The organism is Streptomyces sp. NBC_01445, assembly GCF_035918235.1.
GTDB lineage: Bacteria > Actinomycetota > Actinomycetes > Streptomycetales > Streptomycetaceae > Streptomyces.
This window is the reverse complement of the sequence record NZ_CP109485.1, coordinates 8,339,154-8,364,127: the sequence shown is the minus strand read 5'-3', so window position 1 is coordinate 8,364,127 and position 24,974 is coordinate 8,339,154. Positions and strand designations below refer to the sequence as shown.

23 protein-coding genes are annotated in these 24,974 nt (G+C 71.6%); 14 read left to right on the top strand and 9 right to left on the bottom strand.

What is annotated here, in order from left to right:
• The first annotated feature begins 14 nt into the window (after positions 1-14).
• From OG574_RS38140 to OG574_RS38125, 4 genes are all read left to right on the top strand, one after another.
• On the top strand, positions 15-542 hold the full coding sequence (locus OG574_RS38140) for a PadR family transcriptional regulator (RefSeq protein WP_326776916.1): 528 nt from the start codon (positions 15-17) through the stop codon (positions 540-542).
• 97 nt (positions 543-639) lie between these two features.
• A complete protein-coding gene (locus OG574_RS38135; protein WP_326776915.1) occupies positions 640-936 on the top strand; it encodes a hypothetical protein in 297 nt (98 codons plus the stop codon).
• Positions 937-1,115: 179 nt separating this feature from the next.
• The gene (locus tag OG574_RS38130; RefSeq protein WP_326776914.1) at positions 1,116-2,093 is read left to right on the top strand and encodes a hypothetical protein; all 978 of its coding nucleotides are present in this window, start codon (positions 1,116-1,118) and stop codon (positions 2,091-2,093) included.
• Between the two features lie 171 nt (positions 2,094-2,264).
• Positions 2,265-3,674: a tannase/feruloyl esterase family alpha/beta hydrolase gene (locus OG574_RS38125; protein WP_326776913.1), complete on the top strand. Its 1,410-nt coding sequence runs from the start codon at positions 2,265-2,267 to the stop codon at positions 3,672-3,674.
• Between the two features lie 9 nt (positions 3,675-3,683).
• Here the strand turns inward: OG574_RS38125 and OG574_RS38120 are convergent, their stop codons facing one another.
• Positions 3,684-3,866 (bottom strand): hypothetical protein, encoded by a 183-nt coding sequence (locus OG574_RS38120; RefSeq protein WP_100598451.1) that lies wholly within the window; start codon positions 3,864-3,866, stop codon positions 3,684-3,686.
• A gap of 266 nt (positions 3,867-4,132) precedes the next feature.
• A complete protein-coding gene (locus tag OG574_RS38115) occupies positions 4,133-5,188 on the bottom strand; it encodes a fatty acid desaturase family protein (RefSeq protein WP_326776912.1) in 1,056 nt (351 codons plus the stop codon).
• 355 nt (positions 5,189-5,543) lie between these two features.
• On the opposite strand from OG574_RS38115, the gene OG574_RS38110 reads away from it, so the two are divergent.
• From OG574_RS38110 to OG574_RS38100, 3 genes are all read left to right on the top strand, one after another.
• Positions 5,544-8,414 carry a DEAD/DEAH box helicase gene (locus tag OG574_RS38110; RefSeq protein WP_326776911.1) on the top strand — a complete coding sequence of 957 codons (2,871 nt, stop codon included), beginning with the start codon at positions 5,544-5,546 and terminating at the stop codon, positions 8,412-8,414.
• Positions 8,411-9,754, top strand: a complete 1,344-nt coding sequence (locus OG574_RS38105) for an SWIM zinc finger family protein (protein WP_326776910.1) — start codon at positions 8,411-8,413, stop codon at positions 9,752-9,754. The genes OG574_RS38110 and OG574_RS38105 overlap by 4 nt, the downstream gene beginning before the upstream one ends.
• A 336-nt stretch (positions 9,755-10,090) precedes the next feature.
• Entirely contained in the window at positions 10,091-12,280 is a 2,190-nt protein-coding gene (locus tag OG574_RS38100) for an alpha-N-acetylglucosaminidase (protein ID WP_326776909.1), read from the top strand.
• Between the two features lie 64 nt (positions 12,281-12,344).
• Here OG574_RS38100 and OG574_RS38095 read toward each other — a convergent pair whose 3' ends face one another.
• Positions 12,345-13,574, bottom strand: coding sequence for an acyl-CoA dehydrogenase family protein (locus OG574_RS38095; RefSeq protein ID WP_326776908.1), 1,230 nt, complete (start codon positions 13,572-13,574; stop codon positions 12,345-12,347).
• Between the two features lie 164 nt (positions 13,575-13,738).
• Between OG574_RS38095 and OG574_RS38090 the strand changes: the two genes are divergently transcribed.
• Entirely contained in the window at positions 13,739-14,395 is a 657-nt protein-coding gene (locus OG574_RS38090) for a TetR family transcriptional regulator (protein WP_100597526.1), read from the top strand.
• An 11-nt stretch (positions 14,396-14,406) separates the two neighbouring features.
• Here the strand turns inward: OG574_RS38090 and def are convergent, their stop codons facing one another.
• Positions 14,407-14,958, bottom strand: coding sequence for a peptide deformylase (gene def / locus OG574_RS38085; protein ID WP_100597527.1), 552 nt, complete (start codon positions 14,956-14,958; stop codon positions 14,407-14,409).
• A 141-nt stretch (positions 14,959-15,099) separates the two neighbouring features.
• Here def and OG574_RS38080 point away from each other — a divergent pair, with 141 nt between their 5' ends.
• The 5 genes from OG574_RS38080 (at position 15,100) to OG574_RS38060 (ending at position 19,555) form a co-directional block, all read left to right on the top strand.
• Positions 15,100-16,338: a Mur ligase family protein gene (locus OG574_RS38080; protein ID WP_100597528.1), complete on the top strand. Its 1,239-nt coding sequence runs from the start codon at positions 15,100-15,102 to the stop codon at positions 16,336-16,338.
• 23 nt (positions 16,339-16,361) lie between these two features.
• Positions 16,362-17,090 (top strand): type 1 glutamine amidotransferase, encoded by a 729-nt coding sequence (locus OG574_RS38075; protein WP_100597529.1) that lies wholly within the window; start codon positions 16,362-16,364, stop codon positions 17,088-17,090.
• A 142-nt stretch (positions 17,091-17,232) separates the two neighbouring features.
• Positions 17,233-18,258, top strand: coding sequence for a 6-phosphofructokinase (locus tag OG574_RS38070; RefSeq protein ID WP_100597530.1), 1,026 nt, complete (start codon positions 17,233-17,235; stop codon positions 18,256-18,258).
• Between the two features lie 103 nt (positions 18,259-18,361).
• Positions 18,362-19,312 (top strand): cytochrome c oxidase assembly protein, encoded by a 951-nt coding sequence (locus OG574_RS38065; RefSeq protein ID WP_326776907.1) that lies wholly within the window; start codon positions 18,362-18,364, stop codon positions 19,310-19,312.
• An 84-nt stretch (positions 19,313-19,396) separates the two neighbouring features.
• Positions 19,397-19,555, top strand: a complete 159-nt coding sequence (locus tag OG574_RS38060) for a hypothetical protein (RefSeq protein ID WP_100597532.1) — start codon at positions 19,397-19,399, stop codon at positions 19,553-19,555.
• 36 nt (positions 19,556-19,591) lie between these two features.
• On the opposite strand, the gene OG574_RS38055 is transcribed toward OG574_RS38060, so the two are convergent.
• The gene (locus OG574_RS38055; RefSeq protein WP_326776906.1) at positions 19,592-19,981 is read right to left on the bottom strand and encodes an SSI family serine proteinase inhibitor; all 390 of its coding nucleotides are present in this window, start codon (positions 19,979-19,981) and stop codon (positions 19,592-19,594) included.
• Positions 19,982-20,171: 190 nt separating this feature from the next.
• Here OG574_RS38055 and OG574_RS38050 point away from each other — a divergent pair, with 190 nt between their 5' ends.
• A complete protein-coding gene (locus tag OG574_RS38050) occupies positions 20,172-20,894 on the top strand; it encodes a lysophospholipid acyltransferase family protein (protein WP_326776905.1) in 723 nt (240 codons plus the stop codon).
• 96 nt (positions 20,895-20,990) lie between these two features.
• Here the strand turns inward: OG574_RS38050 and OG574_RS38045 are convergent, their stop codons facing one another.
• The 4 genes from OG574_RS38045 to OG574_RS38030 all read right to left on the bottom strand — a co-directional run bounded on the left by OG574_RS38045 (position 20,991) and on the right by OG574_RS38030 (position 24,966).
• Complete coding sequence (locus tag OG574_RS38045) at positions 20,991-22,502, bottom strand: alpha/beta hydrolase (protein WP_326778751.1); 1,512 nt, start codon at positions 22,500-22,502, stop codon at positions 20,991-20,993.
• 295 nt (positions 22,503-22,797) lie between these two features.
• Positions 22,798-23,553 carry an urease accessory protein UreD gene (locus tag OG574_RS38040; protein WP_326776904.1) on the bottom strand — a complete coding sequence of 252 codons (756 nt, stop codon included), beginning with the start codon at positions 23,551-23,553 and terminating at the stop codon, positions 22,798-22,800.
• Positions 23,550-24,227: an urease accessory protein UreG gene (gene ureG, locus OG574_RS38035; protein WP_326776903.1), complete on the bottom strand. Its 678-nt coding sequence runs from the start codon at positions 24,225-24,227 to the stop codon at positions 23,550-23,552. Before ureG ends, OG574_RS38040 begins: the two co-directional genes overlap by 4 nt.
• 64 nt (positions 24,228-24,291) lie before the next feature.
• Complete coding sequence (locus OG574_RS38030; protein WP_326776902.1) at positions 24,292-24,966, bottom strand: urease accessory protein UreF; 675 nt, start codon at positions 24,964-24,966, stop codon at positions 24,292-24,294.
• Positions 24,967-24,974 lie beyond the last annotated feature (8 nt).

Here is a 24,974-nt window from a genome sequence, read left to right as displayed (position 1 = left end):
GGCACAATGAGGGCATGCTGGAACTCGCCATCCTCGGCTTCCTCTACGACGCCCCTCTGCACGGTTACGAGCTGCGCAAACGGATCACGGCACTGACCGGCCACGTGCGGCCCGTCGCCGAGAGCACGCTCTACCCGGCGATCAAGCGCCTGGAGAAGGCGGGCCTACTCACCCGCGAGACACAGCCAGGGTCGGTCGCGGCCCAGCGCCACGTCCTCAGCCTGACCGCCGCGGGCCGGGAGGAACTCCGCGGCAGGCTGGCGGAGCCCGGGCGGGCCGACATCACCGACGAGAACCGCTGGTTCACGGTCCTCGCGTTCCTGAGACACCTCGACGACCCGTCGGCGCAGGCGACGGTGCTCGCGCGCAGGCTGGCGTTCCTCGAGGAACCGGCCAGCTTCTTCTACGACGGTGAACGGCCGCTGCGCGCGGAGGAGTTGGACGACCCGTTCCGTCGCGGCATCCTCACCATCGCCCGCGCGACCAGCCGGGCAGAACTCGCCTGGCTGCGCTCCACCCTCGCGGACTTGCGAACACCGTAGACGAAACCCTTCTGAGCCCTTCTGGCGCTCGAACTCCAGCTCTACGTTGGTGATGTGACGCACCGTCGCACACGACAGCAGGGGGAAGGTGGCGTACATGTTCGACAGACTCCGCAAGGCCTTGGTCACACGGACACCGGCCGGCACGAGCGTCGCCGAACGGCCGCGCAAGCGGCCGCACAACCTCTTCGAGGCGGCGGCCACCTATGTCTCGGCGTCCGTCGAGGACGACGAGGACAGGCTTGCCGAGGCCGCGACATGGGTGTCTCCGGAGGCCCTGACGTTCGGCATCAACGAACTCGCGTGCCGCGCGGTCATCGCGCTCGCGCGGGAACGCGACGAGTCACCCCAGGTCGTGGCGCGGACGCTGCTCGGCCTGCCCGCCGACACCTGACCCACGACCCCCGTCAGCTCTCCACGGAAGGCACACGAAGTGCGCACGGGATCTTGGCATGGTCCGCCCATGGGTCGCCACACCGGGTCCCCCGGGAGAATTTCCAGCTCAACGCCCTCGACGATCTCCACCGCGACTGGTTAGGGTGCGCCGACGGACGAAGCTCAGGGGAGGCTGGCATGGCCGGGACGGACGACGCGGTCGCCGCCGGGGACGACGCGCTGTACGTACTGACGGCGGTGTTGCTGACCCCTGCGAAGTTCCCCAGCGTGCTCGGGGACGACTACCCGGAGGCATGCGCCGCACTCGGGCTCGCACCCCTCGCCGACGGGTACGGGCTCGTACTCGGGCAGGACGGGGCGGGGGCGCGCTGGACCGTCGTCATCGACGACGTGTCCCTCGTCGCCGTCGCCATCGCATCCTGGGACTGCGGCATGGAGTACGAGTTGTCGCCCGACGACCGCACGGTGGTCTCGGCTCTGCCGGGGTGGCCGCTCGCTCTGTCCGTGTCCGCGCCGGACGTCCCCGCGCCGCACGACCCGGAGCACGACCCCGAGATCATGGACGGTCCGCCCCTCACGCCGCCGAACACGGAGACGTGGGGCCCCGCCCAACGTCGGCTCGGCGCCGACGAGATCGCCCTCCAGTGGGCGTCCTGGCGGGACCAGATCGACGACAGTGCGTTCTTGGCGGACGGCCCGGGCGGCGCGGACGTCACGGGTGGCACAGAGGGCTCCGAGGGCGCGGCTGGTGCGGAGGCCCTGGAGGGTGCAGGCGGCACGGGCTCTGACCGCCCGGACGCCGACAGCACGTCGCCCCCTGATTCCGGCGACGCCACCGCCGCTGCTCCCGCGGCAAACGACCCCGAGGCGCAGAGCACCCGTGCCCCGCACGCCGGCATCCGGCGGGTCCTCGCCGAGGTGCGCGCCTACGTGGACAGCCCTCCGCCCCTGGGCCGTGTCCGGTCGGCGTTCGCGTCCGGGGATGCCAGGACGCTCCGGGCCGACGGCCCCGGCTGGTCGATGGTCGCCCGGACCGACGACATCGCGTTCGTGCTCCTGGACGACGAGCCCGGTGAAGTGCTGCCCGTGGGGCGGGGCCCCGAGCTGCCCGGCCTCCTGGAAGCGCTCGACAAGATGGCCGTACGCCCCTCCTGACTCCTCCCGCGGCGGGCCGCCGTCCCGCCGCGCGCACGCCGCCCCACCACCAGCCCCACATACCGCCCCCCTCCCCCATGTGGCGCCGGCCCATGGCCCGGTGACCCGTCCCGCCCGCACGATGGCCCCGCTCGTCACCCTTGCCGGTCCCTCGTCGTCGCGGAGGCTCCCATGCGCGTGCCCGGAACAGTCCCCCTCTTCGCCACCGCCCTGCTGGCGCTGGCCGCCTCGGGGCCGGTTCCCGCGGGAGCCGCCACATTGAGCGGCGGGGGCGGGGCCCACTGCGCACACCAGGAGCGGGTGCACGTCCCGGGTGCCGCCTTTCAACAGAACGCCTGCCTGAGCGACTTGACGACAGTGGGCTTGGCCGGAACCCCGTACACCGACACCGCCGACCAGGCGGGGCTCACCGCGAAGGGGACCCGCAACCCGGCCGGCATCCCGGGTTCGCAGATCGACGGGTACTTCCCGGACGACTCCAAGACCAATACGACGCACGGCTGGCAACACGACGCCCAATTCGTGATCAGGCTGCCCGACCACTGGAACGGCGGCCTCGTGGTGACCGGCTCACCCGGAAACCGTAAGCAGTACTCGACGGACGCGGCGATCTCCGACCGGGTCCTGGCCCAGGGTTACGCCTACGCGGCGACCGACAAGGGCAACACCGGGCCCGACTTCTACCGCGACGGAAGGCGCCCCGGCGACGCGATCGCCGAGTGGAACAACCGGACCACTCAACTCACCAGAGCGGCGAAGAAGGCCGTGGCCCAGCGCTACGGGCGGGCCCCGCACAGGACGTACATGACCGGGATCTCCAACGCCGGCTATCTGACACGCTGGCAGCTGGAGAACCATCCCGAGCTGTACGACGGAGGCGTCGACTGGGAGGGCACCCTCTGGACCACGGACGGCCCGAACCCGCTCACCTCACTGCCGACCGCCGTCGCCTACGGGCTCGGGAAGGCCGACGACGACGATCTGTATCGCGTGGGCTTCGCGCGCGGGTCCGAATTCCTGTGGGCCTACCACCAGAAGGCCTACTGGGGGATCACGCAGAAGATCTACCGCGCCGAGTTCGACCCTTCGTACGACTCCAAGTGCCCCGGCCCGTCGGCGGGTTCGACGACGGACGAGCTGCTCGCGCCGTGCGCGTCCGACGTCTCCTACGACTACGCGGCACGCCCCGCCTCCGTACACCGGGCCGTCGCGCGGGTCGCGCTGAGCGGGCGGATCGGCAAGCCGCTGATCACGCTCCAGGGCGACCTGGACACCCTGCTTCCGATCGCGGCCGACGCCGATGTGTACGGGCGGATGGTCGACGACCGGGGGCGTGGCCGCCTGCACCGCTCGTACACCGTGCAGGACGGCACGCACACCGATGGTCTCTACGACACCTATCCCGACCGACTGCGGCCCGTACTGCCCTGCTACCGGTCCGCGTTCGACCTGCTCACCGCGTGGGTGGAGGACGGCGCACGGCCGCCCGCCGACCACACGATCGCCAGGCCGGCGAGCGGCGACGTCGTCAACAGCTGCTCGGCGACGGCAGCGGCGCCGGCAGCGGCCACCCGCCCGTAGCACCGCTTGTCAGCGGCCGATCTCCCTGCGTGAGGCGCGGCGGAGCCTGCGCCGCTGGGAGGGGTCAAGCGCCAGATAGGCCGCCGTGGGCACCCCGAGCACGATCAGGAGTGACGCCCACCAGGGCAGCCAGATCAACAGGATCAGTCCGGCCGCCACACCTCCTGCGGCGATCTTCGCGTTCCTCGACATGTCCGTCGCCTCCTTCGGGGGCTGCAAACCGCCCTCGCCATGAGAGGCGGGCCCCCGCCTCTACTCTCTGAAACGGACTCGCGGCCCGGGCGGTTCCTGTTCACGACCCTGAGACACCCCTGAGCCTCCACCCTGACGCACCCCTGAGCCCGGTGCAGCCCCACGTAGCCCGCGCGGCCCGCGCGGCCCCAGGCAGGACCCACGCCCTGAGACCCGGGCAAGGAACCCGGGGCTCAGTGCTGCGCAGGACCCGCCGGGAAGGTGGGTCACTCCATGCGCAGCGGCTCCCCGACCTCGTACATGTGGCGCAGGGCCTGCCGGTAGGAGTCGACGAGACCGGTCTCCGTGAAGGGGATGCCCAGGTCGCGGCAGTGGGCCTTGACGAGGGGCTGGGCCAGGCGCAAGTGGGGGCGGGGCATGCTCGGGAAGAGGTGGTGCTCGATCTGGTAGTTGAGGCCGCCGAGGAACCAGTCGGTCAGTGCGCCGCCCTTGATGTTGCGGGAGGTGAGCACCTGCCGGCGCAGGTGGCCCCAGCGCTCGCCGTCCGGGTCGGGCATCTCCATGCCCTTGTGGTTCGGCGCGAAGGCCATACCGAGGTGCAGGCCGAAGAGTGCCTGGTGGATCACCGCGAAGGCGAGGGCGTGGCCGAGCGGCATGGTGGTCAGGAGCAGGGCCACGTAGCCGACGACGTGGGCGACGAGGAGGAGTCCTTCCACGGCGCGTTCGCGCGGGGACTGGCGGCGCAGGTCCTGGAAGCCGGACAGCTTCAGGGCGAGGCCCTCCAGGAGGGTCAGCGGGAAGAACAGCCAGGCCTGGTTGCGGGTGAGCCAGCGGCGGAAGCCGGAGCGCGTCGCGGCCTGCTCGCTCGTGAAGACGAGGACGTCGGCGGCCACGTCGGGGTCCTTGTCGATGTGGTTGGGGTTGGCGTGGTGCCGGTTGTGCTTGTCGTTCCACCAGCTGTAGCTCATGCCGAGCAGGAGATTGCCGTGGATGAGCCCGATGAGCCGGCTCACGGCGCGGTTGCCGGTGATCTGCGCGTGGCCGGCGTCGTGCCCCACGAAGGCGGTGCGCGCGCAGAGCACGGCGAGGACGGGAGCGAGGGCGAGGACCCACCAGGAACCGCCGATGAGGGCCATGCCCGTGCCGACCGCGGCGAGGGACAGGGCGTTCAGCGCGATGTTGCGCACGTACCAGCCCGTGCGCCGCTCCAGGAGGTCCTGGCTCTTGACGGTGCGCAGCAGCGGCGTGAACTCGCTTCCTTGCGGCTGCGTCCCGTTCGTACCTGAGGAATGGTCCACTACGGGTTCGACGGCCAGGGTCATGGCGAGGTCTCCGGTCTCTGGGCATGGCGATAGGCCTGTGATGGGCACGGCGATGGGCGTGGCGGGGTGTGGCGAGAGGTGTGGGGGTGGACGTACTGTCCGGACGCCCTGCTCACGAGACGGCCTGACCTCAACAAACCTAGAAATCAGCGGCCTTGGACACCATGACGCCACCACCCGACTGTGCGCGGGGTTAGCACCGCCCCCGGAGGGGGGCTAGCTCCACCCCTTTCGGGCAGGAGTGACCGGCGTCACCTTGTGACGCGGCACGCCGGGCGGAGTCTTGCGGTACCCTCGGCGATTCCGCCCAGTAGTCAAATTTGAGGTATACGTCATCGCTGCCCACAGGCAACCCGTGGCAACACTCCCCGAGATCTCCGAACTGGTCCGCTGCTGCGCGGTCTTCGTGCCCGGCGACCCGGCACGCGAAGGAAGAGTCGCCTTCTGGCGCCCCGACGGCGGCCGGCCCCCGCACACGGAGGCTGGCACTCCCGAGGAGCTGAGCCTCGCCCTGCCCCAAGACGCCGGTGCCGAGCACGCGTCCGTACCCGCCGTCCTGCTGCCCGTACGCGCCGCGCTGCCGGTCCTCACGCGTGCGCGTGCCACCGCGCAGGCGCACCAGACCGCCGTCTTCTGGGGCGCCGCCTCCGTGCTCGCCCTCCAGTTCGCGGCGCGCGGCCTGCTGCTGCCCGGGCTCACCGAGACCGACCACGACGCCTGGCGCGCGGGCCCGTTGCGGGCCGAGGACCTGGAGCGGGTCAGGGAACTGGCCGCCGCGATGCCGCCCGAGGCCCACGCGACACCCCTGGACGGACCGGAGCCCCTCCGCCTCCCCGCGCCCGAGGCGCTGCTGCGCGCCTTCCTCGACGCCGTCGCCGACACTCTGCCCCGCTCCCCCGCGGCGAGCCTCGCGGCGGGCGCGCCTGCCTTCGCCGCGACCGAGCCGCAGCAGGTGCCCGAACACCGCGCGTGGGCCGCCGATGTCGCCGCGGGACACGACGCGGGCGTGCGGATCTCGCTGCGCGTCGAGGTGCCGGGCCTCGACCGGGCCGTACCGGGAGCCGAGCACGAGGAGCGCGTCGCCTTCCGTGCCGTGCTCCAGATGCACAGCGTCAGCGACCCCGCGCTGGTCGCCGACGCCACCGAGGTCTGGGCGGCGTCAGGCGCTTCGGCCAAGGCCTTCGGGCCGCGGGCCCGCATGGACACCCTGCTCGCACTGCGGCGCGCCGCCCGCGCCTGGACGCCCCTCGCGCCGCTGCTCTCGGCGGCCGTCCCGGACGCCCTCGACCTGGCGGACGAGGAGATCACCGACCTCCTGGGCACCGGCGCGCGGGCCCTCGCGGCGGCGGGTGTCGACGTGCACTGGCCCCGGCAGCTGGCGCGCCGGCTGAGCGCACGCGCGGTCATCGGCCCTCCGGGCGAGGGGTCACCCGGAGGGGAGAACCCTGACCGATTCCGGACGACCACCCCGTCCTTCCTCTCCGCGGACGCCCTCCTCGCGTTCAACTGGCGCTTCGCGCTGGGCGACCAGGAGCTGAGCCGGGAGGAGCTCGACCGGCTCGCCGAAGCCACCCGGCCCGTCGTGCGGCTGCGCGACCAGTGGGTCCTCATCGACCCCGAGCAGGCCCGGCGCGCCCGCGAGCACCAGGACCGCAAGGTCACGCCGATCGACGCGCTCGGCGCGGTCCTGACGGGCTCCACGGAGGTCGACGGCCGCCGCGTCGACGTCCACCCGACGGGCTGGCTGGCGGAGTTGCGGGAGCGGCTCGCCGACCCGGAGGGCATGGCGCCGGTCGGACAGCCGGCCGCGCTGGCCGCCGATCTGCGCGACTACCAGCTGCGCGGCCTGAACTGGCTGGCCCGGATGACCTCCCTCGGCCTCGGCGCCTGCCTCGCCGACGACATGGGCCTCGGCAAGACGATCACGCTGATCGCCCTCCACCTGCACCGGCAGACCGCCCCGGAGACCGCCGCCCCGACCCTCGTCGTCTGCCCCACGTCCCTCATGGGCAACTGGCAGCGCGAGATCGAGAGGTTCGCGCCCGGCACCCCGGTACGCCGCTTCCACGGCGGGCGCCGCAGCCTGGAGGACCTCGATCCCGGTGAATTCGTGCTCACCACGTACGGCACGATGCGGCTCGACGCCGCGCAGCTCGCGGGCGTCGACTGGGGCATGGTCGTCACCGACGAGGCGCAGCACGTCAAGAACCCGCACTCGGCGACCGCGAAGGAGCTGCGGACCATCGGTGCACGCGCGCGCGTGGCGCTCACCGGCACCCCCGTGGAGAACAACCTGTCCGAGCTGTGGGCGATCCTCGACTGGACGACCCCGGGGCTGCTCGGAAAGCTCGGCACGTTCCGCACGCGTTACGCCCGCGCGGTCGAGGAGGGCAAGGACCCCGGCGCCGCCCAGCGCCTCTCCCAACTCGTGCGCCCCTTCCTGCTCAGACGCCGCAAGTCGGACCCCGGCATCGCGCCCGAGCTTCCGCCGAAGACCGAGACCGACCGCGCCGTGTCGCTCACCACCGAACAGACCGGGCTCTACGAGGCCGTGGTGCGCGAGACGCTCGCCGAGATCTCCGGAGCGGACGGCATCGCCCGGCGCGGGCTGATCGTCAAACTCCTCACCGAGCTCAAGCAGATCTGCAACCACCCGGCCCAGTTCCTCAAGGAGGACGCGCCGCGCGTCCCCGGGCGCTCCGGCAAGCTGGAACTGCTCGACGAACTGCTCGACACGATCCTCTCGGAGGACGCGAGCGTGCTGGTCTTCACCCAGTACGTGCAGATGGGCCGCCTGATCGAGCAGCATCTGGCTGCTCGCGGCGTGGCCTCGCAGTTCCTCCACGGCGGCACGCCCATCACCGCGCGCGAGGCGATGGTGGGGCGCTTCCAGGAGGGCGAGGTGCCGGTCTTCCTGCTCTCCCTCAAGGCCGCGGGTACGGGTCTCAACCTCACCCGCGCCGAACACGTCGTGCACTACGACCGCTGGTGGAACCCCGCGGTCGAGGCGCAGGCGACGGACCGCGCGTACCGGATCGGGCAGAACAGGCCGGTGCAGGTCCACCGGCTGATCGCGGAGGGGACGATCGAGGACCGGATCGCAGACATGCTGGTACGCAAGCGGGAGTTGGCCGACGCGGTGCTCGGCTCCGGCGAGGCCGCCCTGACCGAACTGACCGATTCCGAACTGGCCGATCTGGTCGAGCTGCGAGGGGGCGCACGATGACGGACCGTCACGAGTACGAGGACGACCTGTTCGACGCCGACACCGACGGCGGCAGTGACGGGGCCGACGCATCGGATGAGGAGCGTGTCTTCGCGGCGCTGGCGGCCGTCCAGGGGCGCGGCTTCGCGCAGTCGTGGTGGGGGCAGACCTGGCTCAAGGCACTGGAGGACACGGCACTCGACCTTCAGCAGCTGAAGGCGGGGCGCGCACTGGCGCGTGGCGGGTCTGTGGGGGCCGTCTCGGTGCGGCCGGGGCGGGTCACCGCGCTCGTCAAGGACCGGGGTGGCGCCGTGTACCGCGCCGACGTGCTGCTGCAACGGCTGAGCGAGGAGGAGTGGGACCGGTTCCTCGGGATGGCGGTCGAGCGGGCCGGGCACATCGCGGCGCTGCTCGACCGTGAGATGCCACCGCACCTGGTCGAGGACGCGGCGGCGGCCGGCGTGGAACTGCTGCCCGGTATCGGCGACTTGGAGCCGCGCTGCGGGTGTGACGCGTGGGACCACTGTGCCCACACGGCGGCGCTCTGCTACCAGCTGGCCCGTCTCCTCGACCAGGATCCGTTCGTACTGCTGCTGATGCGCGGGCGCGGCGAGCGGGTGCTGCTCGACGAACTCCAGGTGCGCAGCGTCGCGTCCGCCTCGGCCGGGTCCGCGGACGAGGAGACCGACGAGGGGCCGGTGGATGTGGACGGCGTCGACGCCACTGAGGCCTTCGCAGCCGGGAGCATACTGCCGCCGCTGCCCGCCGCTCCCCCGGTGCCGCCCGAGGCGGCGGTCGTGCCGTCGCTGGACACGGAGACGGAGCCGCCCGCCGGGACGGATGTGGCGGCGCTGGAGTTCCTCGGGGCGCAGGCGGCGGCCGAGGCGCACCGGATGCTGACGGATGCGCTGACTCCGGGTCACGAACTTCGCGCTCCGGACGATGAATTGACGATCGATCAGGATGCTGTCCGGCTGGCTGCGGGCGCGCCCGAGGCGTGGATCGGGGCCCGGCTCGCGGCTGGTTCGGGCCGGGATCGCGGGGGCCTGGCGGCGGCGGTGCTGGCGTGGGAACACGGAGGCACTGCCGCCCTGTCCATTCTGGAGGACGAGTGGACGCCGGACGCGGAGACCGCGGCACGCGCGCGTACCGCCGTCGAAGCGGCCTGGGACGCCGGGGAGCGCCCGCCGTTGCGGGCAATCCGCAACCGGTGGACGGCCACCGGCACGGGTGCGCAGGCGCGCCTGGGCCGCGACGGCCGCTGGTGGCCGTACCGCAAGAACCACGACCGATGGCTCCCGGCGGGGCCTGCGGCCCACGACCCGGCCGCGGCACTGTCGGCTGCCGCCGGGGACGAGTGACGGCCGGCTGGGGCGGGCGCACAGGTGCACCTGCCCCGGCCGGCCATCCGTACAGACAAGTGACGGCAGGTCGAGGTGGGCGCTCACCTGCGCCCACCCCCGCCGGCCATCCCGTCCGGCGAACGCCTGCCGGCCCGGCCGCCGGCCCCCCGTGGGGCCCGCGCCGCACGACCCGGCCACCGCGCTCTCGGCCGCCGCCACGGACGAGTGACCTCCGGCCGGGGTGGGCACACAGCACCCGCAAGCGCTTGCCCCCGCTCCCTATCGAACCCACCCCCGCCCTCCGTAAGATCCCCGGCGCAAGTGGTCCAGTCCACTCACGCGCTTGGAGTGTTCATGAACATCGGTCGCCGTACCGTGCTCACCGCCCTCGGTTCCGCCGCCGCGCTCACCGCGTCCGCCTCCTGTGCCTCCGCCGAGAGCCGTACGGCCTCCCGTACCCCGGCCGTCGACGCCCTGGCCCGGCTGCTGCCGCGCCACCACGACCAGGTCACCTTCCGCACCGCCCCCCACACCGCCGGCACCGGCGACGCGTTCAGGGTGTCGGGGTCCAGCGGCCGCATACTCGTCGAAGGCACCACGCCCGCCGTGCAGTTGACCGGCTTCCACCACTACCTCCGTCACCACGCCCACGCGCACTTCTCGTGGAGCGGCGAGCAGACCGAGTCCCTGCCGGCGCGACTGCCCGGTCTCGCCACGCCCCTGACGCGCGCCGCGAACGTCGCCCACCGGTTCGCCTTCAACGACACCAACGACGGCTACACAGGCCCGTATCACGGCTGGGACTACTGGGAGCGCGAGCTCGACGTCCTCGCACTGCACGGCTTCAACGAGGTCCTCGTGTACCTCGGCGCCGACACCGTCTACCACCGCACATTCCAGGAATTCGGTTACGACGACGCCGAGATGCGCGGGTGGATCGCGGGCCCGGCCCATCAGCCGTGGTGGCTGCTCCAGAACATGTCCGGCTTCGGCGGCCCCGTGTCGCGGCATCTCCTCGACCGGCGCGCGGCGCTCGCCCGCAGAATCGTCGGCCGGATCCGCGAGCTCGGCATGACCCCGGTGTTCCCCGGCTACTTCGGCACCGTCCCGCCCGGCTTCGCCGACCGGAACCCGGGCGCGCACATCGTCCCCCAGGGCGATTGGGTCGGCTTCACGCGCCCCGACTGGCTCGACCCCCGCGACCCGCACTTCGCCAGGATCGCCGAGAGGTTCTACCGCGTGCAGAGCGAACTGCTCGGCGACACCACCATGTACAAGCTCGACCTGCTGCACGAGGGCGGCAAGCCGGGTGACGTGCCGGTCGGCGAGGCCGCGAAGGCGGTCGAGAAGGCGCTTCGCACCGCCCACCCCGGCGCGATCTGGAACATCCTCGGCTGGCAGACCAACCCGCGCCGCGACATCCTCGACGCCGTCGACCGCTCGAAGATGTTCATCGTCGACGGCCTCTCCGACCGCTTCCCCTCGGTGACCGACCGCGACAAGGACTGGGCGGGCACGCCGTACGCGTTCGGCTCGATCTGGAACTTCGGCGGCCACACGACGATGGGCGCCAACACCCCCGACTGGGCTTCCCTGTACGAGAGTTGGCGCACCAGGGAGAACAGCGCCCTGGACGGCATCGCGCTCATGCCCGAGGGCGCTGACAACAATCCGGCCGCGTTCGCCCTCTTCAGCGACCTGCCGTGGACGGACGGACCCGTCGAGCTGAAGAGCTGGTTCGAGCAGTGGCCGGCGCAGCGCTACGGCGGCCACGACGCGCACGCGGTGGCCGCCTGGGACGTCCTGCGCCGCACCGCGTACGGCACCACGCGCGCGGACAGCTGGAGCGAGGGCCACGACGGCCTGTTCGGCGCCCGGCCCGGCCTGGACGTGTCCAGCGGCGCCTCCTGGTCGCCGGGCGCGCTTCGTTACGACCCCGAGGAGTTCGCACGGGCCCTGCCCGAACTGCTCGCGGTGGCACCGGGCCTGCGGCGCAGCTCCGCGTACGCCTACGACCTGATGGACGTCACCCGGCAGACGGTCTCGCACCGCAGCCGCATCCTGCTGCCGCGGATCAAGACCGCGTACGACACCAAGGACCGCGCGGCGTTCGAGGAGTTGACGAGTGAGTGGTTCACCTGGCTCGGGCTGCTGGAGGAGACCGTCGCCACGCAGCCGCGCCATCTGCTCGGGCGCTGGATCGCCGACGCTCGCGCCTGGGGCGCCGACGAGGAGGAGCGGGACCGTCTCGAGTACGACGCCGTGTCCCTGGTGACGGTATGGGGTCCGCGTTCGGGTGCCGACGACGGCGGGCTGCACGACTACGCGAACCGCGAGTGGGCCGGGCTCATCGGCGGCCTCTACACGCTGCGCTGGCGGACCTACTTCGACGGGCTCGCGGCCGCCCTCGCCGACGGCACCGCCCCTCGACAGGTCGACTGGTACGCCCTGGAGGACGGCTGGGTCCGCGACCACCCGGCGTACTCCGCGCGGCCCTCCGGCGACATCGTCCGCATCGCCCGCAAGGTCGCCGCCCGGATCTGAACCACTGCGACACGGCCACTGAAGCCGGTGCCCCGCGCCGCGCGAGGGGCACCGGCCGACTCGGCTAGCGGACCGGCATGCCCGAGAGCGTGCGGGCGATCACCAGGCGCTGGATCTCACTGGTGCCCTCGAAGATCGTGTAGATCGCGGCGTCGCGGTGCATGCGCTCGACGGGGTACTCGCGGGTGAAGCCGTTGCCGCCGAGGATCTGGATGGCCTGGCCGGTGACCTTCTTGGCGGTCTCGCTCGCGAAGAGCTTCGACATGGAGCCCTCGGCCGACTCGAACTTCTTGCCCGTGGTCGCCATCCAGGAGGCGCGCCACACCAGGAGTCGCGCCGCGTCGATCTGCGTGCGCATGTCGGCGAGCTGGAAGGCGACGCCCTGGTTGTCGATGATCGGGCGGCCGAACTGTGTACGCGTCTTGGCGTACTCCAGGGCCTCCTCGTAGGCGGCGCGGGCCGTGCCCACCGCCATCGCGCCGACGGCGGGGCGGGACGCCTCGAACGTGGCCATGGCGGCGTTCTTCACGCGCTCGCCGCCACCGGCCTTGGCGCGCTCACGGGCGCGCGCCATGCGCTCGTCGAGCTTGTCCTTGCCGCCGAGCAGGCAGGAGCCCGGGACGCGTACGTCCTCGAGGACGACCTCGGCGGTGTGCGAGGCGCGGATGCCGTGCTTCTTGAACTTCTGGCCCTGGGACAGGCCAGGCGTGTTCGGCGGGACGATGAAGGAGGCGTGGCCCTTGGAGCCGAGCTCGGGGTCGACGACGGCGACGACGACATGGACGTTGGCGATGCCGCCGTTGGTCGCCCAGGTCTTGGTGCCGTTGAGGACCCATTCGTCCTTGGCCGCGTCGTAGACGGCGCGGGTGCGCATGGAGGCGACGTCGGATCCGGCGTCCGGCTCGGACGAGCAGAAGGCGGCGACCTTGACATCGTTGGCGTCGCCGTACATCTGGGGGATCCAGGTGCCGATCTGCTCTTCGGTGCCGTTGGCGAGGACGCCGACCGCGGCGAGCCCGGTCCCGACGATCGACAGGGCTATGCCCGCGTCACCCCAGAACAGCTCCTCCATGGCCATCGGGATGCCGAGACCCGTCGGGTCGAAGAACTGCTGCGCGTAGAAGTCCAGGGAGTAGATTCCGATCTTGGCGGCTTCCTGGATCACCGGCCACGGCGTCTCTTCACGCTCGTCCCACTCGGCGGCCGCGGGACGGATCACATCGGCGGCGAACCCGTGGAGCCAGCCCCTGACTTCCTTCTGCTCGTCGTTCAGATCCATCGTGAACTCGGCCATGTCCCCTCCAGCACTGCGTACACTTCACACGTTACTTGCGGTAACGGCAGTCTGTTACTCGCCAGTAGCCCCTGTCAACTCCCGGCAGCCCGTTCGATGCCCCGAGGCCGTCGAGTGTTACGTTTCGCGTGCGTCAGGCCATCGCACGGGCGGGGAGAAACCTCATGGAGACCACACAGCGGACGGAACAGCAGACGTCTGCCGAGCGCCGGCGGCGAGAGCTGCTGGAGGCCGCGGACCGCGTGGTGCTCCGCGACGGGCCCGGTGCGTCCATGAACGCCATCGCGGCCGAGGCGGGCATCACCAAGCCGATCCTCTACCGGCACTTCGGCGACAAGGGCGGCCTCTACGCCGCGCTCGCCAAGCGCCACACCGACGCGCTCCTCGCCTCGCTGCGGGCCGCGCTCGACGCCCCGGCCGAACGCCGTGAGCGGGTCGAGTCGACGCTCGACACCTATCTCGCGGCGATCGAGGCACGGCCTCAGGTGTACCGCTTCCTCATGCACCCCTCGGAGAGCGTGTCCGAGAGTGCAGCACCGGGCGAGCAGGGCTTCTACGTCGGCATGCACTCCGCTCCCCTGCTGCGCCGCATGGGCGAGGAGCTCGCCGAGGTCATCGAGGAACGCATCGATCTCGGCCCCGGCAGCCAGCAGCTCGCGCGCGTCTGGGGCCACGGAATCGTCGGCATGATGCACGCCGCGGGTGACTGGTGGCTCGGCGAAAGGCCCTGCTCGCGAAGCGAGTTGGTGCGCAGCCTCGCCGACCTGCTGTGGGGCAGGCTCGCCGCGGCGGGCGACAAGGTGGGCGGGCCGGGCTTCTGACCCAAGGAGCCTCAGGACGCTGCGCCGGTCGCCCAGGGGGCCCGCGCCGCCTGGCGCAGCACCCTGCGGCGGCGCCACCCCGTGACGTGGTCCGTGTAGACCCGCCCGTCAAGGTGGTCGCACTCGTGCTGGAGGCAGCGGGCGAACCAGCCCGTGCCGTGCACGACCAGAGGTTCGCCCCGCAGGTCCACACCCTCGACGCGGGCATGGTCGAAGCGGGGCGTGCCCGCCTCCAGGCCCGGCAGCGACAGACAGCCCTCCGGGCCGCGCACGACCACCCCGTCCGCGTCGACGAGGCGCGGGTTCACGATGTGCCCGAGGTGACGGACGTCCTCGTCGTCGGGGCAGTCGTACACGAATACCCGCGCGGACTCGCCGATCTGATTCGCCGCGAGGCCCACGCCCTGGGCGGCGTACATCGTCGCGAACAGGTCCTCCACTAGGCGGCCGAGCGAGGGCCCGAAATCTGTCACCTCCTCGCAGGGCGTGTGCAGCACGGGATCACCGAGCAGGGTCAGGGGTCGTACGCGCCCGGAGGCGCCCGGGATCGAGCCGTGTCGCATGGCCGTAAGGGTACGGTCAGGGCGAGCCCCGGATCCGGGGTGGTGCCGCGGTTCGGGCTCAAAGGTGGATCTCGATAGGCTGACTCCACCAAGCGATGCCGGGGGCAGGCGCGGCGCCGTACGCAAGGAGGATCCAGAACGATGTCAGGCAACTCGGAGCCGCTGACTCCGCGGGCCAAGCTGGCCGTCACGGCGGGCAAGGCGGCCGCGGCGGTGTCCCGCGCGGCGGGCCGCGGCAGCGGATCGGTGATCGGCGGCAAGGTCGCGCTCAGGCTCGACCCCGAGCTGCTCGGGCGGCTTGCGCAGCATCTGGATGTGGTGCTCGTCTCGGCGACGAACGGCAAGACCACCACCACGCGGCTGATCGCGGAGGCCCTGCGCGCCGCCGGCCCCGTCGTGTCGAACGCGCTCGGCGCGAACATGCCCGCGGGCATCACCTCGGCACTCGCCGGCGGCTCGGACGCGAAGTTCGGCGTGATCGAGGTCGACGAGAAGTATCTGGCGGGTGTCGCCCGCGACACCGCCCCCAAGGCGATCGCGCTGCTCAACCTCTCGCGCGACCAGCTCGACCGCGCCGCCGAGACCCGCATGCTCGCCGAGAAGTGGCGTGAGGGCCTGGCCGGTTCGAAGGCGATCGTGATCGCGAACGCGGACGACCCGCTGGTCGTCTGGGCCGCGTCCTCCTCGCCGAACGTGGTGTGGGTCGCCGCCGGCCAGGAGTGGAAGGACGACGCGTGGTCCTGCCCGTCGTGCGGCGGCGTGATGCAGCGCCCCGGCGACGACTGGTACTGCGGCGAGTGCGGCTTCCGCCGTCCGACGCCCAGCTGGGCGCTCCAGGGCGACTACGTCCTCGACCCGCACGGCTCGGCCTGGCCGATCCACCTCCAGCTCCCCGGCCGCGCCAACAAGGCGAACGCGACCTCGTCGGCCGCCGTCGCCGCGTGCTTCGGCGTGCCGCCCCAGGTGGCCCTCGAGCGCATGTACCAGGTGCAGGCGGTCGCGGGACGCTACGACGTCGTGCAGTTCCTCGGCCGCGACCTGCGTCTGCTGCTCGCGAAGAACCCGGCGGGCTGGCTCGAAACGTTTTCCCTGATCGACCCGCCGCCGACCCCGGTGATCCTTTCGGTCAACGCGCGCGGCGCCGACGGCACCGACACCTCCTGGCTGTGGGACGTCGACTACACACGTCTGGCCGGTCACCCGATCTTCGTGATCGGCGACCGCAGGCTCGACCTCGCCGTGCGGCTCGAGGTCGCCGGCCTGGACTTCCGGGTCTGCGAGAGCGTCGACGAGGCGGTGCAGTCCGCCCCGCCAGGGCGGATCGAACTGATCGCCAACTACACCGCGTTCCAGGACGTCCGCCGCCGCGTCGGCAACTGAGACCCCGCAGAGGATTCATGAGCATGAGCGACAACGGCCTTCGTCTGGTCTGGGTCTACCCCGACCTCCTGAGCACGTACGGCGACCAGGGCAACGCCCTCGTCGTGGAGCGCCGCGCCCGCCAGCGCCGCCTCGACGTGCACCGGCTCGACGTGCGCAGCGACCAGCCGGTGCCCACCTCCGGCGACATCTATCTGATCGGCGGGGGTGAGGACCGGCCGCAGCGTCTCGCCGCGGAGCGGCTTCGGCGTGACGGCGGTCTCCAGCGCGCCGTGGCCAACGGCGCGATCGTCTTCTCGGTCTGCGCCGGTTACCAGATCCTCGGCCACGAGTTCATCAACGACCTGGGCGAGCGCGAGCAGGGCCTCGGCCTGCTCGACGTGGTGTCCACGCGCGGTGAGGGCGAGCGGTGCGTCGGCGACGTACTGGGCGACATCGACCCGCAGTTGGGGCTCCCCCCGCTGACGGGCTTCGAGAACCACCAGGGCATCACGCACCTCGGCCCGTCGGCGCGGCCCTTCGCGCGCGTGCAGATCGGCAAGGGCAACGGCACGGGTGACGGCACGGAGGGCGCGTTCAACGACACCGTGTTCGGCACGTACATGCACGGCCCCGTCCTCGCCCGCAACCCGCTGATCGCGGACCTGCTCCTGAAGCTGGCCCTCGATGTCAACGCGCTGCCGCCGGTCGACGACCGCTGGTACGAGGCGCTGCGCAACGAGCGGATCGCGTCGGCTCAGCAGCCCGCCTGATCACTGTCCCGCACAAGTGAGCGGGTCAGTCCAGCAGGCGGACGTCAGGTGCGGCCCCGCCCCCTCCCGCCGGTAGGGTGGCGGGGATCCAGCCGGACAAAGTGGTCCGGTCATCGGCCCACTTTGCAAAGGTTCTCGGGCTATGCGTATTGGTGTCCTCACCTCCGGCGGAGACTGCCCCGGCCTGAACGCCGTGATTCGTTCGGTCGTGCACCGTGCCGTCGTCGACCACGGCGACGAGGTCATCGGCTTCCACGACGGCTGGAAGGGCCTGCTGGAGTGCGACTACCGCAAGCTCGACCTGGACGCGGTGGGCGGCATCCTCGCCCGCGGCGGCACGATCCTCGGCTCGTCGCGGGTCCAGCCCGCGCATCTGCGCGACGGCGTGGAGCGGGCCAAGGGCCATGTCGCGGATCTGGGTCTTGACGCGATCATCCCGATCGGCGGAGAGGGCACGCTGAAGGCGGCCCGCCTCCTGTCCGACAGCGGCCTCCCGATCGTCGGCGTGCCGAAGACGATCGACAACGACATCGCCGTCACGGACGTCACCTTCGGCTTCGACACGGCCGTCGGCGTCGCGACCGAGGCGCTCGACCGTCTCAAGACGACCGCCGAGTCCCACCAGCGCGTCCTGATCGTCGAGGTCATGGGCCGTCACACCGGCTGGATCGCGCTGCACTCGGGCATGGCCGCGGGCGCCCACGCCATCGTCGTGCCGGAGCGCCCCTTCGACATCGAGGAGCTGGCCGCGAAGGTCGGCGAGCGGTTCTCCGCGGGCAAGAAGTTCGCCATCGTCGTGGCCGCCGAGGGCGCCAAGCCCGCCCCCGGCTCCATGGAGTTCGACGAGGGCGTCAAGGACATGTACGGCCACGAGCGCTTCGCGGGCATCGCGACGCGGCTCTCCGGCGAGCTGGAGCAGCGCCTCGGCAAGGAGGCCCGCCCGGTGATCCTCGGTCACGTGCAGCGCGGCGGCACCCCCACCGCGTACGACCGTGTGCTCGCCACGCGCTTCGGCTGGCACGCCGTCGAGGCCGTGCACCGCGGCGAGTTCGGCATGATGACGGCGCTGCGCGGCACGGACATCGTGATGGTGTCGCTCGCCGAGGCCGTCGAGACGCTGAAGACGGTTCCGCAGGAGCGGTACGCCGAGGCGGAGTGCGTTCTGTAGTTCGCTCCTGAAGAGTCTGCCCCCGGTCGCGACCGCGACCGGGGGCAGTTCTACTCTGGTGCGGACAGACAGCCCATAACCAGTACCAATCAGGAGCCGGCGGATGGATCACAGCGGGCACGGCATGAACATGGATCTGCCGCCGTTCACGCTGGGGCGAGGCCTCGCATGGTCGGCGGACCCCTTCTTCCTGATCGGGTGCCTGGTGGCGCTCGGCCTGTACGGCTGGGGTGTCGTGCGGCTCGCGCGGCGCGGTGACAGCTGGCAGGTGGGCCGCACGCTGTCGTTCGTCATCGGCGTGCTGACCGTGATGCTGGTGATGTGCACCAAGCTGAACGACTACGGCATGGTCATGTTCTCCGTGCACATGGTGCAGCACATGGTGATCAGCATGCTCTCGCCGATCCTGCTCCTGATGGGCGCGCCGATCACGCTCGCCCTGCGGGCGATGCCGGTGGCGCGGCGCGGCTCGAAGGGGCCGCGCGAGCTGCTCCTGATGCTGCTGCACAGCCGGTACATGCGGATCGTCACGCATCCCGCGTTCACGATCCCGCTGTTCATCGCGAGCCTGTACGCGCTCTACTTCACGCCGATCTTCGACACTCTCATGGGTTCGAAGGTCGGGCACATCGGCATGATGGTGCACTTCCTCGCCGTCGGCCTGGTCTTCTTCTGGCCGATCATGGGCGTGGACCCGGGCCCGCACCGCCCCGGCTATGTGATGCGGATGCTGGAGCTCTTCGCGGGCATGCCCTTCCACGCGTTCTTCGGCATCGCGCTGATGATGGCGTCCGGGCCGATGATCGGCACGTACGAGCACCCGCCGGCCTCGCTCGGGATCGACGCGCTGGCGGACCAGACGGCAGCGGGCGGTATCGCCTGGGCGTTCAGCGAGGTGCCCTCGGTGCTCGTGCTGCTCGCGCTGCTCTTCCAGTGGAAGAAGTCCGAGGACCGGCAGGCGCGCCGCAAGGACCGGGCCGCGGACCGCGACGGTGACCAGGAGCTTGTCGCGTACAACGCGTATCTCGCCTCACTGAACACGCGCGGCCGGTAGCGCCCGGCGCCCCTGAGGGGTGACCATGGTGTTCAGCCGTGGTCCGGGCGCTGCGCCGTCCGGGTTACCGGGAGGAGGCGGGCCATGCCCGGATCGATGAAGACGATGGGGGTGCTCACCGTCGGCGCCCTCGTCGCGGTGACGGCCTACACGGTGGCGCTCGGGAGCAACGGGTGGCTGTGGTTCGGCTGGGTCGTGCTCGGTCTGCTCACCCTCGGGATGGCCGCGTCGCGCAGCACCTGACGCATGGCCCGGTGCCGCGAGAGCGGGTCCCGCGCGTCAGAAGCGGAAGACGGACCCGGTCGACGCGTTCATCGTGCAGGCGTTGGCGAAGGTCTTCTCCCAGGTGATCTTCTTGCCGCGGTATGTGCCGCTCGCGCTCACGGTGACCGGGGCGTAGACCTGGGTGCACATCTCCGGGGCCGGGTGCAGCGCGTCCAGATTCCCCTGCGCCCCGTCGAGTGCGGCGCACGCCTCTGACGCGTGGGGATGGTGCCCGGACGCCCCCGGCTCGCAGCGCAGCAGCTCACCGCGCATCCATGAACCCTGATTCCCGGAGACGGTGAGGAAGACCCCCTGGGGCGCCGGCGGGTCGGTGGCGGTGGCGCGGGCGGGGCCGGCCGCGGCGAGGGCGGTGAGGGCTGCGGCGGCGAGAACGAGCGGACGCATCACGGGACCTCCGGTGAAGGTGCGGGACGAACGGAGGCCAGGGGACTCCCTGTGCCGGGCGGCCGCCAAGCGGACGCGCCGTGCGGTCCCCCGGTCGGAGACCCGGCGAGGTCCGAACGGGCTCTCGCGCGCGGGCCGACGATTGGTTACTGTGCGCACGCATCTGGATCCACGGGGAAGGCGGCCCAGCATGTTCTACCGACTGCTCAAGTACGTGATTCTGGGCCCACTGCTGCGGCTGGTGTTCCGGCCCCGGATCGAGGGGCTCGACCATGTGCCGGAGTCGGGCGCGGCGATCGTCGCGGGCAATCACCTGTCGTTCTCGGACCACTTCCTGATGCCGGCCATCCTGAAGCGGCGCATCACGTTCCTGGCGAAGGCGGAGTACTTCACGGGGCCCGGCATCAGGGGCCGGCTGACCGCCGCGTTCTTCCGCAGCGCCGGACAGATCCCCGTGGACCGCTCCGGCAAAGCGGCGGGCCAGGCAGCGATCCGCGAGGGCCTCGGCGTGCTGAGCAAGGGCGAGCTGCTCGGCATCTACCCGGAGGGCACGCGCTCGCACGACGGGCGGCTCTACAAGGGCAAGGTCGGCGTGGCAGCGATGGCACTCAAGGGGCAGGTCCCGGTGATCCCCTGCGCGATGATCGGCACGTTCGAGGCGCAGCCGCCCGGCCAGGTCATCCCGAACCTCCACCGCGTGACGATCCGCTTCGGCGAGCCCCTGGACTTCTCGCGCTACGCCGGCATGGACGGCGAGAAGGCGATCCTCCGCGCGGTCACCGACGAGATCATCTACGCGATCCTCGGCCTGTCCGGCCAGGAGTACGTCGACAAGTACGCGGCCGACGTCAAGGCCGAGGCCGAAGCGGCCAAGGACAAGGCCCGCAAGTTCCCGCGGATGCCGCTGAGCTGAGCCCGGGCCGGATCGAGCGCCCGGCAGCGACGGCACGACGATGGCCCGGCCTCTTTGGGGAGGCCGGGCCATCACATGTTCACCGCGTGACGGTGGTTACGGCTTGGGCGTGGCGTGCGGGGCGCACGTCACATCCTTGCTGTCCGTCTTGCCGGTGAGCAGGTAGGTGTCGACCCGGTCGTTGATGCACGGGTTGGTCAGGCCGGTGACACCGTGGGAGCCCGCGTCCTTCTCGGTGATCAGGCGCGAGCCCTTGAAGCGCTGGTGCAGCTCGACGGCACCCTTGTAGGGGGTGGCCGCGTCACGGGTGGACTGGACGATCAGAACGGCGGGCAGGCCCTTGCCGGTCTTCACGTTCACGGGGGTCTGCTGCTTGGTGGGCCAGGTGGCGCACGGCAGGTTCATCCACGCGTTCGCCCACGTCATGAACGGGTAGTCCTTGTTCAGACGCGTGTTGTCGCGGTCCCACTTCTTCCAGCTGGTGGGCCACTTGGCGTCGGCGCACTCGACGGCGGTGTAGACCGCGTTGCCGTTCTCCGACGCGGCGTTGCCCGCGGTGTCCGACATGTCGGGGGCCGCGGCGTCGACGAGCGCCTGGGTGTCGCCGGCGACGTACTTGCTCCACACCTGCGCGACCGGCACCCACGACGAGTCGTAGTACGGGGCGCTCTGGAAGAAGGCGATCAGCTCGGCGGGGCCGACGACGCCACCGATGGGGTTCTTCTTGGCGGCGGCGCGCAGCTTCAGCCACTGGGCCTCGACCTTGGCCTGCGTGTCTCCGAGGTGGAAGGAGGCGTCGTTCTTGGCCACCCACGAGGTCCAGTCGTTCCAGCGGCCCTGGAAGGCGACGTCCTGGCCGAGGTTGGCCTCGTACCAGATGTTGTCGCGCGACGGGTCGACGACGCTGTCGACGACCATGCGGCGGACGTGGCCCGGGAAGAGCGTGCCGTAGACGGCGCCCAGGTACGTGCCGTAGGAGACGCCCAGGTAGTTGAGCTTCTTCTCGCCGAGGGCGGCGCGGATGACGTCGAGGTCGCGCGCGGTGTTCGGCGTGGTCATCTGCGGCAGCATGTCGCCGCTGCGCTCGGCGCAGCCGTCCGCGTACTCCTTGGCGAGCTTGCGCTGGCCGAGCTTGTCGGCATCGGAGTCGGGGACCGGGTCGGCCTTGGGGGCCTTCACGAACTCCTGCGGGTCGATGCAGGAGATCGGCGCGGAGTGGCCGACGCCGCGCGGGTCGAAGCCCACGAAGTCGTACGCCTTCGAAGTCTTCGTCCAGAGCGGGTTCTTGGTGGTCACCCGCGTCGGGAAGCGCATGCCGGAGCCGCCGGGGCCGCCCGGGTTGTAGACGAGGGCGCCCTGGCGCTCGTCCTTGGTGCCGGTGGAGCCTATGCGGTCGACGGCGAGCTTGATCTGCTTGCCGTACGGCTTCGCGTAGTCGAGCGGCACCGTCACCCAGCCGCACTGGATGGGCTTGGCTATGCCCCAGTCGGCGGGGCAGTCCTTCCAGTCGATGCCGGCCTTGGCGGCACGGGCCGCCGCGACGGCCGCACCACGGGCTTCACGGTCCTGGCCGCTCCGGGAGTCCGCGCTGGCGACGGGCGCCGCCATGGCTCCCGCAATCAGGGTCGCCGCCACCAGGGTTCCGGCGGAGCCGATCACCGCCGTCCGGCTGCTTCGACTGGTAAGTCGAGTCCGTCTCAACTGAGTCCTCCGTACATCGATTCGATCATTACTTCGATCGGGTTCTCGATCAGTACGGGGATCCTTGCGCCTGCACCGCCCCTGACAACAGGGACAGTTGACGTTCTTTACCAATCCGATAAACGGTATAACTCGTCCCGGTGAGCGGAATGGGCCCGTACGGTCGTTTGGTTCGGACCGGCCGGGCCCCTTGGGCCGTCGCTCAGGACAGGCGGCGCAGGGCCTCGTCGAGCGTTCCGCGCAGCCGCAGCGCGTCGGACGCGAGGGCCGTGACCAGGACGGCGGGCCCCGCGAGCGGCGTCAGCGCGGCATTCTCGCCGAGCAGCGCGGGCGACGGCCTGTCTTTCTCGAACTCGGGCCTTACGACCACGAGTTGGCCGAGCGCCCGATGTCCCGCGAGTACGGCGGGGCCGTCCCAGCCGCCAGGCGCGCCGGGGCCGCAGGACAGCTCCTGGTCGAGCAGGGGGCGGCCCGCGCGGTGGACGGTGAGCCGGCTGGTGAGCCGGCCGGGCTCCTCGGCGGTGCGGCCGAGCACCTGTTCCTCACGCAGCACGAGCCGGGCGCCCGGAGCGAGTTCGGCCCGCGTGGTGACCCGCAGGTCACTCTCGCACGCGGAGATCAACTGCTCGGGCAGCCAGTGCAGTTCGGCCCCGTCGTCGACCCTGAGGCGGACGTCGTAGCGCGCCTCGCCCTTGGCCTGGCCGGGCAGGGCGATCGTCGCGGCGACGGACCCGATGCGCAGGCGGGCACCTGCCGTCACATGCGCCTCGACACTCATGTGGTCGCCGCCGAGCGGCCCGCTCATGGCGCCGACGAGCATGACGCGCGCGTCAGGACCGGTCGAGCGGATGCGGCGCAGGGCCAGGGAGCCCTCTGCGTCGAGGACGGGCAGACTGGTGCCGCCCCGGCCGTCGTCACTCGCCGTGATGCGGGCCGTGGAGCGTACGCCTGCGGTCATGCCGTCCACTCGGCGAACTGTCCGCGCACCCAGTCGGCGACCTCGCGCACACCGTCGTCGGAGCGCAGGGACTGGAGGACGACAGGGAGTTCGGCGCGCTGCGCCTTGGCGTCGGCGGACATCCTGGCGAGGTCGGAGCCGACGTACGGGGCGAGGTCCGTCTTGTTGATGACGAGCAGGTCGGCGGTGGTGACGCCCGGGCCGCCCTTGCGCGGGATGTCGTCGCCGCCGGCGACGTCGATGACGAAGATCTGCGCGTCGACGAGGCCGCGCGAGAACGTGGCCGTGAGGTTGTCGCCGCCGGACTCGACGAGGATCAGGTCGAGCGGCCCGATCTCGTCCTCCAGGTCCTCCACGGCCTCCAGGTTGGCGGAGATGTCGTCGCGGATGGCGGTGTGCGGGCAGGCGCCCGTCTCCACGGCGGTGATGCGCTCGGGCGGCAGCACGGCCTCGCGGAGCAGGAACTCGGCGTCCTCGCGCGTGTAGATGTCGTTCGTCACGACGGCGAGGGACAGCTCGTCGCGCAGCGCGCGGCAGAGCGCCGCGACGGTGGCGGTCTTGCCGGATCCGACGGGGCCGCCGAGGCCGATACGAACGGCGCGGCGGGTGCCGTCGGGACGGCGGGCGTCGGCGCTGACCGCGGCGGGGCCGTCATGTGAGTGGTCGAGGTGCATGGTGTTACTCCGATCGTTCAGTGGGGAGGCAGGGCGCCCTGAGGCGTGTCCGCCGCGTCGCGTCCTAGGACGCGAACAGGCGCACAGCCCAGGCCGCGTGGGCCTCGGCCCCCACCTCCAGCAGCGGCGCGGACGCCGCGGGCAAGGAATCCGCCCCTTCGGTGACGGCTCGTGCCGCAGCCTCGGCGGCCGCCGTCGCGACACGGTCGATGTCGTCCGCGAGGCGCGCGAGCCCCGCCGTCGCGTCGAAGGGGTCGAGGCTGAGCAGCCGGACCGTCGCGGTGGCGGGCCCGCTGACGCTCTCGTACGCGGAGCAGTAGGCGGCGTCGGCGGCTCCGAGGCCCGCGGCCCGGGCGGTGAGGCCGAGGACCACCGGCTGATGGGCCCCCTTGGGGAACCGACGGGCGAGCGTGTCGAGTTCGGGATGCGGCCAGGCCGCGCGCGCGGCGCGCATGAGCTGCCTGCCGAGCCTGCGCGCCGCGGTGCGCAGGGCGGGTGACGGTGTACGGGCGTCGGCGGCCTCATCCAGGGTGACCGGATCGAGGCCGAGCGCGGCGGCCGCCGCCAGGGACGCCGACACCAGTCCCGTGGTGTGCAGACGGCCCCGGCAGAAGTCCTCCAGGCTCGCCGCGCCCGTGATGCGTCCCGCCTTGACGGCGGCCTCCGCCCCGCCGGAGTGGGCATGCCCACCGGCGGGGAAGCGGCCGTCGGCCAGGACGAGGAGTGCGGCTCGTGTCATATCTCTTC

Bases quoted from the DNA above. Each gene is read 5' to 3' on its own strand.
- OG574_RS38140 (WP_326776916.1), top strand. From the start codon at position 15: ATGCTGGAACTCGCCATCCTCGGCTTCCTCTACGACGCCCCTCTGCAC.
- OG574_RS38135 (WP_326776915.1), top strand. From the start codon at position 640: ATGTTCGACAGACTCCGCAAGGCCTTGGTCACACGGACACCGGCCGGC.
- OG574_RS38130 (WP_326776914.1), top strand. From the start codon at position 1,116: ATGGCCGGGACGGACGACGCGGTCGCCGCCGGGGACGACGCGCTGTAC.
- OG574_RS38125 (WP_326776913.1), top strand. From the start codon at position 2,265: ATGCGCGTGCCCGGAACAGTCCCCCTCTTCGCCACCGCCCTGCTGGCG.
- OG574_RS38120 (WP_100598451.1), bottom strand. From the start codon at position 3,866: ATGTCGAGGAACGCGAAGATCGCCGCAGGAGGTGTGGCGGCCGGACTG.
- OG574_RS38115 (WP_326776912.1), bottom strand. From the start codon at position 5,188: ATGACCCTGGCCGTCGAACCCGTAGTGGACCATTCCTCAGGTACGAAC.
- OG574_RS38105 (WP_326776910.1), top strand. From the start codon at position 8,411: ATGACGGACCGTCACGAGTACGAGGACGACCTGTTCGACGCCGACACC.
- OG574_RS38100 (WP_326776909.1), top strand. From the start codon at position 10,091: ATGAACATCGGTCGCCGTACCGTGCTCACCGCCCTCGGTTCCGCCGCC.
- OG574_RS38095 (WP_326776908.1), bottom strand. From the start codon at position 13,574: ATGGCCGAGTTCACGATGGATCTGAACGACGAGCAGAAGGAAGTCAGG.
- OG574_RS38090 (WP_100597526.1), top strand. From the start codon at position 13,739: ATGGAGACCACACAGCGGACGGAACAGCAGACGTCTGCCGAGCGCCGG.
- def (WP_100597527.1), bottom strand. From the start codon at position 14,958: ATGCGACACGGCTCGATCCCGGGCGCCTCCGGGCGCGTACGACCCCTG.
- OG574_RS38080 (WP_100597528.1), top strand. From the start codon at position 15,100: ATGTCAGGCAACTCGGAGCCGCTGACTCCGCGGGCCAAGCTGGCCGTC.
- OG574_RS38075 (WP_100597529.1), top strand. From the start codon at position 16,362: ATGAGCGACAACGGCCTTCGTCTGGTCTGGGTCTACCCCGACCTCCTG.
- OG574_RS38070 (WP_100597530.1), top strand. From the start codon at position 17,233: ATGCGTATTGGTGTCCTCACCTCCGGCGGAGACTGCCCCGGCCTGAAC.
- OG574_RS38065 (WP_326776907.1), top strand. From the start codon at position 18,362: ATGGATCACAGCGGGCACGGCATGAACATGGATCTGCCGCCGTTCACG.
- OG574_RS38060 (WP_100597532.1), top strand. From the start codon at position 19,397: ATGCCCGGATCGATGAAGACGATGGGGGTGCTCACCGTCGGCGCCCTC.
- OG574_RS38055 (WP_326776906.1), bottom strand. From the start codon at position 19,981: ATGCGTCCGCTCGTTCTCGCCGCCGCAGCCCTCACCGCCCTCGCCGCG.
- OG574_RS38050 (WP_326776905.1), top strand. From the start codon at position 20,172: ATGTTCTACCGACTGCTCAAGTACGTGATTCTGGGCCCACTGCTGCGG.
- OG574_RS38045 (WP_326778751.1), bottom strand. From the start codon at position 22,502: ATGGCGGCGCCCGTCGCCAGCGCGGACTCCCGGAGCGGCCAGGACCGT.
- OG574_RS38040 (WP_326776904.1), bottom strand. From the start codon at position 23,553: ATGACCGCAGGCGTACGCTCCACGGCCCGCATCACGGCGAGTGACGAC.
- ureG (WP_326776903.1), bottom strand. From the start codon at position 24,227: ATGCACCTCGACCACTCACATGACGGCCCCGCCGCGGTCAGCGCCGAC.
- OG574_RS38030 (WP_326776902.1), bottom strand. From the start codon at position 24,966: ATGACACGAGCCGCACTCCTCGTCCTGGCCGACGGCCGCTTCCCCGCC.